This is a genomic window from Chryseobacterium gossypii, assembly GCF_041361455.1.
GTDB classification, from domain to species: Bacteria; Bacteroidota; Bacteroidia; order Flavobacteriales; family Weeksellaceae; genus Chryseobacterium; species Chryseobacterium gossypii.
In genome coordinates this window covers 1-8,092 of the sequence record NZ_JBGCUR010000053.1, presented here as the reverse complement: position 1 = coordinate 8,092, position 8,092 = coordinate 1, and the positions used below count along the sequence as shown (strand labels likewise).

At 37.2% G+C, this 8,092-nt stretch carries 4 protein-coding genes; 3 read left to right on the top strand and 1 reads right to left on the bottom strand.

Going from position 1 to position 8,092, the window contains the following annotated elements; translation table 11 throughout:
* Positions 1-75 precede the first annotated feature (75 nt).
* A complete protein-coding gene (gene metG / locus ABMQ40_RS16370; protein WP_370901542.1) occupies positions 76-2,109 on the bottom strand; it encodes a methionine--tRNA ligase in 2,034 nt (677 codons plus the stop codon).
* Positions 2,110-2,455: 346 nt separating this feature from the next.
* On the opposite strand from metG, the gene ABMQ40_RS16365 reads away from it, so the two are divergent.
* The 3 genes from ABMQ40_RS16365 to ABMQ40_RS16355 are packed head-to-tail and all read left to right on the top strand — an operon-like array spanning position 2,456 to position 7,943.
* Positions 2,456-5,212, top strand: coding sequence for a SusC/RagA family TonB-linked outer membrane protein (locus tag ABMQ40_RS16365; protein WP_370901540.1), 2,757 nt, complete (start codon positions 2,456-2,458; stop codon positions 5,210-5,212).
* Between the two features lie 11 nt (positions 5,213-5,223).
* Positions 5,224-6,822 carry a RagB/SusD family nutrient uptake outer membrane protein gene (locus ABMQ40_RS16360; protein WP_370901538.1) on the top strand — a complete coding sequence of 533 codons (1,599 nt, stop codon included), beginning with the start codon at positions 5,224-5,226 and terminating at the stop codon, positions 6,820-6,822.
* Between the two features lie 14 nt (positions 6,823-6,836).
* The gene (locus tag ABMQ40_RS16355) at positions 6,837-7,943 is read left to right on the top strand and encodes a SusE domain-containing protein (RefSeq protein ID WP_370901536.1); all 1,107 of its coding nucleotides are present in this window, start codon (positions 6,837-6,839) and stop codon (positions 7,941-7,943) included.
* Positions 7,944-8,092: the final 149 nt, after the last annotated feature.

Genomic DNA, 8,092 nt, shown 5'->3' with positions numbered 1-8,092 from the left:
TTTCCTTTTTTTGTAAAATATAAAAAAGGCTATCTTACTTTTGAGACAGCCTCTTGTTGATTTATCTGAAATTTATTATCCGATCTCAATACCATTGTCTACCTTATCATCCGGTGTCACAAAAGATAGCTTGCCATCAGCTTTTGTTGTTAACAGCAGCATTCCCTGGGATTCGATACCTCTGATCTTTCTCGGTGCAAGATTCAGCAGGATCATGACCTGTTTCCCGATCACCTCTTCCGGAGTAAAGCTTTCTGCAATTCCTGAAACTACTGTTCTTATATCTACCCCTGTGTCTACAGTAAGCTTTAAAAGCTTGTCAGCTTTTTCTACCTTTTCAGCTTCTAAGATCGTTGCTGTTCTTAGATCTATTTTAGCAAAATCATCAAAGGTGATCTGTTCTTTCATCGGGTTGGCGTTAGGATTTGTTTTTTTATTATTCTGTTTGGTCTGTTCCAGTTTTTGGATCTGTGCTTCTATCACATCATCTTCAATTTTTGAGAAGAGAAGGGAGGCTTCATTGATTTTATGGCCTGTTTCAATCAATACGGTTTTAGTTTCAAGGTCATTCCAGCCTAATGCAGGTACGTTGAACATATTTAGGAGCTTTTCAGAGCTGAAAGGCATGAACGGCTCACATAGCTGTGCCAGGGCCGTAGCAATCTGGGCACCTACGAATAACGAATGCGCTGCCTTTTCAGGGTGATCCTTGATGGTCTTCCATGGTTCTTCAACCTGAAGGTACTGGTTGCCGAAACGGGCCAGGTTCATTAAAGCTGATAAAGCATTCCTGAATTCATATTTTTCCAGATATCCTGAAATTTCTTTTGCAGCCTTATTGATTTCCAGTAATTCGGGAGTGCCCGTATCTCCCTGAGGAACAACTCCATCATAATATTTATGGATAAGCACGGCAACTCTGTTGATAAAATTACCGAAAATTCCTACCAGCTCAGAATTGTTTTTCGTCTGGAAATCTTTCCATGTGAAATTATTATCCTTTGTTTCCGGAGCTGACGAAAGCAGAGCATATCTTAAAACATCCTGCTGTCCCGGGAAATCTTCAACATACTCGTGAGCCCAAACCGCCCAGTTCCTTGAAGTGGATATTTTATCATTTTCGAGGTTCAGAAATTCAAAGGCAGGAACATTTTCAGGCATGATATAATCACCGTGGGCCTTCATCATAGCAGGGAAAATGATGCAATGGAAAACGATATTGTCCTTACCGATGAAATGGACCAGGTCGGTACCTTCGCCCTGCCAGTAATCTTTCCAGTTTTTACCGTTTTTTTCTGCCCATTCTTTTGTGAAAGAGATGTACCCGATGGGTGCATCAAACCAGACGTAGAGAACCTTGCCTTCAGCATTGGGAAGCGGAACGGGAACGCCCCAGTTCAGGTCACGGGTCATGGCACGAGGTTTCAGTCCGTCATTAAGCCATGATTTTACTTGTCCGTAAACATTAGGTTTCCAGTCATCCTTATGGCCTTCAATGATCCATTCATTCAAAAAATCTTCATATTCATTTAGCGGAAGATACCAGTTTTTGGTTTCCCGAAGAACAGGAACATTCCCGCTTAACATTGATTTCGGATTGATAAGCTCAGAAGGTGAAAGGGTAGTTCCACACTTCTCGCACTGGTCACCATAGGCATTTTCATTTCCACAATTCGGACAGGTGCCTACGATATATCTGTCTGCCAGGAATTCCCCGGCTTGTTCGTCAAAATACTGTTCGGAAACTTCTTCGGTAAATTTCCCTTTCTCATAAAGGGTCATAAAGAAGTCCTGGCTGGTTTCGTAATGTTTTTTAGAAGTTGTTCTTGAATATTTGTCGAAAGAAATTCCTAAATCAGAAAAAGATTTTTTAATGATTTCATGGTATTTATCAACAATATCCTGAGGGGTAACTCCTTCCTTTCTGGCCCTTATGGTAATGGGAATGCCGTGTTCATCAGAACCACAGATAAAAGCTACATCTTTTCCCAGCCTTCTTTGAAATCTGGCGTAAACATCCGCAGGAATATACACACCTGCCAAATGTCCTATATGAACCGGTCCGTTTGCATAAGGCAAAGCTGCCGTAATCATCTTTCTGTTTGACATTTTATAGTAAAATTTATCTGCAAAGATAATAATTTATGTCCTATTGTTGCTTTTGTTGTTTGGGTTGTTTGCTGTAAATAGCACTTTGAAGCGTGATATTGTAAAGGCAATGTTAAATTTTGTTAAACATTTGTTTAACTTTTTATTAATTCAAAACAGTATTATGTTTTGCATAATTTATTGTAAAATAATGTAAATCAGATGTTTTGTTAAAATTTGTCAATTAATGTACATAAATTTATTTAATTTTTTAATAAAATTATGATAATTATAATTTTTTTATAAATTGCAAAGCTGGCTTCTGGCCGGCATTATTATAAAAACGAAACTATATAAAAGCAATATTGTGAAAAATTTTACAACGGTATTAAAAATTGCGCCTGCATTTTTACTGGCAGGCACAATGGTCCATGCTCAGACACAAGATTCCATTACGAAAGAGAAAAAAATAGAGGAAGTTGTTTTAATTGGATATGGGAAGCAGAAGAAAACGGATCTTACGGGATCTATTACTTCAGTGACAGCAAAAGATTTTAATGGAGGGGCCACTTCTGCAGGGCAATTGATCCAAGGAAAAACCCCGGGAGTACAGATTACTAATAATAGTGGTGCACCAGGTTCAGGTACAGCTATTAGAATACGGGGTACAGCGTCTTTAAATGGAAATAATTCTCCGTTAATTGTAATTGATGGAGTACCGCAGGATTTTGTGGGAGTAAATGGTGCCTCAGATCCATTATCATTAATAAACCCTAATGATATAGAGACCTTTGACATATTGAAAGATGCTTCTGCTACAGCAATCTATGGTAACCGTGCTACTAATGGTGTTATCCTTATTACAACAAAGAAAGGTACTGCCGGAAAATTTAAAGTGAATTTTTCAACAGTTACTTCACTTTCTACTAAGATGGAAAATGTAAGAGTATTGAATGCTGATGAATTTAGAAATTTTGTTAATACTTATGCTCCAGATTCGTATAAATCTAAATTAGGCAATGCGAATACAAACTGGCAAGATTTGATATATCAGACTGCCTGGGGTACAGATAATAACGTTTCATTTTCAGGAGGGATCAAAAATTTGCCATATCGTTTGTCAGTAGGTTATAATGAGCAAAACGGTATTGTGAGGACAAATTCTTTTAAAAGAACATCAGTGGGGTTAAATCTGAGTCCCAAATTTCTTGACAATCATTTAACTGTTAATGTCAATGCAAAAGGGACTTTTACGGATAACAGATTCGTAGACGGCGGTGTAATTAAAACTGCAACTTATTTTGACCCTACTCAACCAGTATATTCCGGCAATTCTAATTTTGGTGGGTTTTACGAATGGTTGGATCCTGGATCTGTAAACGGATTCAATGTGAATGCCACCTCGAATCCACTGGGGATGATCAATGGGATTCATGATGTTTCATCAGTATTAAGAGGATTGGGAAATATTCAGCTGGATTATAAATTTCATTTCCTTCCGGATTTACATTTTAATGTGAATGCCGGATACGATTATACTAAAAGTGAGGGGCAAAAGAAAATAAGTGCGCTTTACAGACCTGGTGTAAACGATGCGGGAAGTTCAAGTATCTATAGCATGGAAAAAAAGAATAAGTTGTTAGAAACATATTTTAACTATGCTAAAAATATTTCTGCCATCAATACGGGAATAGATATTACAGCAGGTTATTCATACCAGGATTTCTTTACCTCAATTCCGGGTTCTATCAATTATAAAGGAAATGCTCCAATCAAAATCAATGAAAATTTTGAGACAAGGAACACATTACTTTCCTTCTACGGTAGAGCAATTTTTACAATTGCTAATAAATATATTATTTCAGGTTCCATGAGAAGAGATGGTTCTTCAAGATTCTATAACGGTACCAGAGATAATGTATGGGGAAATTTCCCGGGCGTATCCGTGGCCTGGAAGCTAAATGAAGAAAACTTTATAAAAAATATCTCGGCTATCAGCAGTTTAAAATTAAGAGCCGGCTGGGGAAAAACAGGACAACAGGAACTTCCTGGATTGGACGGGAACAGACCTAATAATTATCCTGCTTTTGCCTCCTATAACGGCAGTAATCCAGGGGCATATTATGAGTTTGGAAACGAGTTTTATTATATGTTCCGTCCAACAAATTATAACCCTAACTTAACTTGGGAGACAACCACCACCAAAAATATCGGATTAGATTTTGGATTCGCCAAAAACAGGATAACTGGTTCTATTGATTTATTCCGAAAAGATACCGAAGATTTATTGGTATATGTGAATACGCCTGCTGGAGGGCTAAGTAATGCAAACTGGATGAATGTTGGTAATATGAAGAATGAAGGGATAGAGGGAAGTATAACTCTTGTTCCGGTAAAAAATGAAAACACATCCTGGGAAGTTAGCTTTAATGCTACGCATTATAATCCGATTGTTACAAATCTTCTGGATAGGGCGGATGCAAGCTTCAATATTCCTATTGGAGGAATAGAAGGAGGAGCAGGAAATACAATTCAGGCACATGCCGTAGGATATGAGCCTAATTCATTCTGGGTCTATCAACAAGTATATGATAATAATGGAAAACCTCTTGATGGAGTATTTGTTGACAGAAATGGCGATGGTAAAATAGATACGGCTGATAAGTATTATTATAAATCAACCACACCGGATGCTATTTTAGGATTTTCTACGAAATTGTCTTATAAAAATTGGGATTTTAGCTTAAGCGCAAGGGCAGTATTAGGCAATTACGTTTATAATAATGCCGCTTCGAACAGCTCGTTACAATCTGCATCTACTAATGAATATCTCCAAAATGTTTTCTATACAGCACCTGAGTATGGATTTAAGGACTCAAACAGATATTTTTCTGATATATATGTAGAAAATGCATCTTTTTTAAGGTTGGATAATGTGAATGTAGGATATAATTTTGGAAATGTTCTTACAAAAAATAGTAATCTTAAAGTGTATGCGATGGCACAAAATGTTTTTGTGATTACAAAATATACAGGTGTAGATCCTGAAGTATTTGGCGGAATTGATAATGGATATTATCAAATGCCTAGAATTTATTCATTAGGATTCAACTTTCAATTTTAATCAGTAAAAAAATGAAGAAATCAAATAAAATTAAAAATATAATATTAACAGCATCAGTAGCTGGTCTGTTATCAATAACATCTTGTGTTAAGGATCTTGAAAGAGAGCCTATTACTGATGTTACTTCAGCAAGTGTTTTTAAAGATTTTGCAAACTATCCGAGCGCATTAGCAAAATTATATGGAGGGCTTGCTATGGGAGGACAGGTAAGTGGTGACGGTGGTAATTATCCGGATAGCGATATCAGTGGAATTAATGGTGGCTTTTCACAATATACTAGGCTTATGTATACGTTAAATGTGATATCTACTGATGAAGCAGTAATTGGGTGGAATGATGGAAACCTGCATACCATACATAAAATGACTTGGGATGCTTCCAATGAGTTTATTGCCGCAATGTATTATAGAATCTACACAGAAATTGCTTTTTGTAATGAGTTCTTAAGGAACGTGACAGATGAAAAATTGGCGTCTAACAATATAACAGGTGATAATTTAACTGAAGCCAAATATATGCGTGCAGAAGCAAGATTTTTAAGAGCACAATCTTATTATCATGCATTAGATATGTTTGGAAATGTACCATTTGTAAAAGAAGATTATCTGCCGGGATCTGTAGATCCGCCTCAAAGAATCGATAGATCTGCTTTATTTGGTTTTGTGGAACAAGAGCTGTTAGCTTGTGCTAACGAACTAAAAGACCCTAAAACAAATGCTTACGGTAGAGCTGATAAAGCAGCTGCCTGGTCATTATTAGCCAGATTGTATCTTAATGCGGCAGTATATACAGGAACCCAAAGAAATGATGATTGTATAACCTACTGTAATAAAGTTATTGCTGCCGGATATTCATTAAAACCTAATTATGGATCCTTATTCTTAGCTGATAATAACTTAAATAATCCTGAAGCAATTTTTACCGTTAATTTTGATGGTATTAATACCCAAACGAATGGGGGAACAACTTATTTGGTTCATGCCGCAATCGGAGGAACAATGCAGGCTTCTCAATTTGGAGTTAATGGCGGCTGGGGTGGCCTAAGAACTACCAAAGCCTTTGTGAACAAATTTCCAAGTGATGGAGCTGATAAAAGAGGAAATTTTTATACTGACGGTCAAAATCTGGAAATTAATGACCTTGGATTGTTTAATGACGGTTATGCATTTATTAAGTTTAAAAATATTAAAAGTGATGGCACTCCGGGAGCAGATCAAAATTGGGTGGAAGCTGATATTCCGCTGTATCGTCTCGCGGATATTTATCTGATGTATGCTGAGGCTACCCTTAGAGGAGGAAACGGAAATATGGCTACAGCCATTAATTACGTTAACCAGCTGAGACAAAGAGCATATGGAAATACTAGTGGGAATGTTACAACTATAAATTTAGACTTTATCTTGGATGAAAGAGCAAGAGAATTATCTTGGGAAATGACAAGAAGAACAGACCTGATCAGATACGGAAGATTTACTACGGGAGATTACTTATGGCCTTGGAAAGGGAATGTAAAAGATGGTAAAGCTGTAGAAAATTATAGAAATCTTTTCCCAATTCCGGCAAAAGATATCGTCGCTAATCCTAATCTGGTACAAAATCCAGGATATTAATCAAAACTATTAAAATGAAACACTTAATTAAAATATTAACAATTGCTTTTATAGGACTTTTAGTGATCTCCTGTGAAAAAGATGAGGACCAGGCTGTATTGGGAGAAGGAACAAAGCCAACCTTGTCAGCAGATGCTACAACGTTGGTATTATTGAAAGATAATGAAGCCGATAAGGCAGTTGAATTTACCTGGACTAATCCGGTTTTTGATATTCAGGTAGCTTTGGCTAATTCTTTGGAATTTGCTGAAGCGGGAACAAATTTCCAAAGCGCGAAAAGTGTGGACATCACCGCAACGGATTTATCAGCGGTGTACACTGTAGGAGATTTTAATAAGATCATGCTGGATGCGGGCTTTTTACCAGGTACCGCCACACAAATTGAGGTCAGGCTGAAATCTTCCGTTGGAAATATCTCTTTGTATTCTAATGTCATAGCAATGACGGTGACGCCTTACCTGACGGAATTTCCGTCCTTTTACCTGGTAGGTGATGCATCTGCGGTAGGATGGAATGCAGGATCTGCACAGTTGTTATACAAAAAAGATAACTTTTCAACCATTTATACTTATTTGGAAAGTGGGAAAACTTTCAGATTCCTTGGGCAGCAGGATTGGAATCCCGTTAATTATAGCCTGGATGTATCAGGAATGAATGATAACTATAAATATTTCAAAACCTGGTCTACCAATTTATCACCGGCTACCCCTGAAAATATTCAGTTTACAGGAGCTACGGGAATGTATAAAATAGTTATTGATGCGGATGCTACCCAGAAGTCCATTACTGTTTCAGCTTCTTCTGTCAGCAGCTGGAATCCGGCAAATCTGTATATTGTAGGAACACTTAACGGATGGAATGCCGGGACGGCAATTCCAATGACCAGTCTGGGTGACGGAAAATTTGAATATACAACTGTTCTTCCTGACGCTTCGGAATTCAAGTTCATAGGACAGCAAAGTTGGGGAGACCTGGACTGGGGTAATATCGATGGTGATGGAAATACCGGGTATCTTGGTCCTAAAGGTAGTAATGGAAACATTAAATTTGATGGTTCAGGAGGAAATTATAAGATCACTGTAGATATAAAAACGGGAGTTTATAAAATACAACCATTATAATCGGTACAATTAATTACTAGTAAAGTGTTGCTTTACCGCAACACTTTCTCTATTTTTAAAGCTTATAAAATAAAATTATGAAGAAAATTGCAGTTGGAGCCTTATGGTTCTCAATGATGTTTGTGGGCGTGAATGCGCAATCTTTAAAA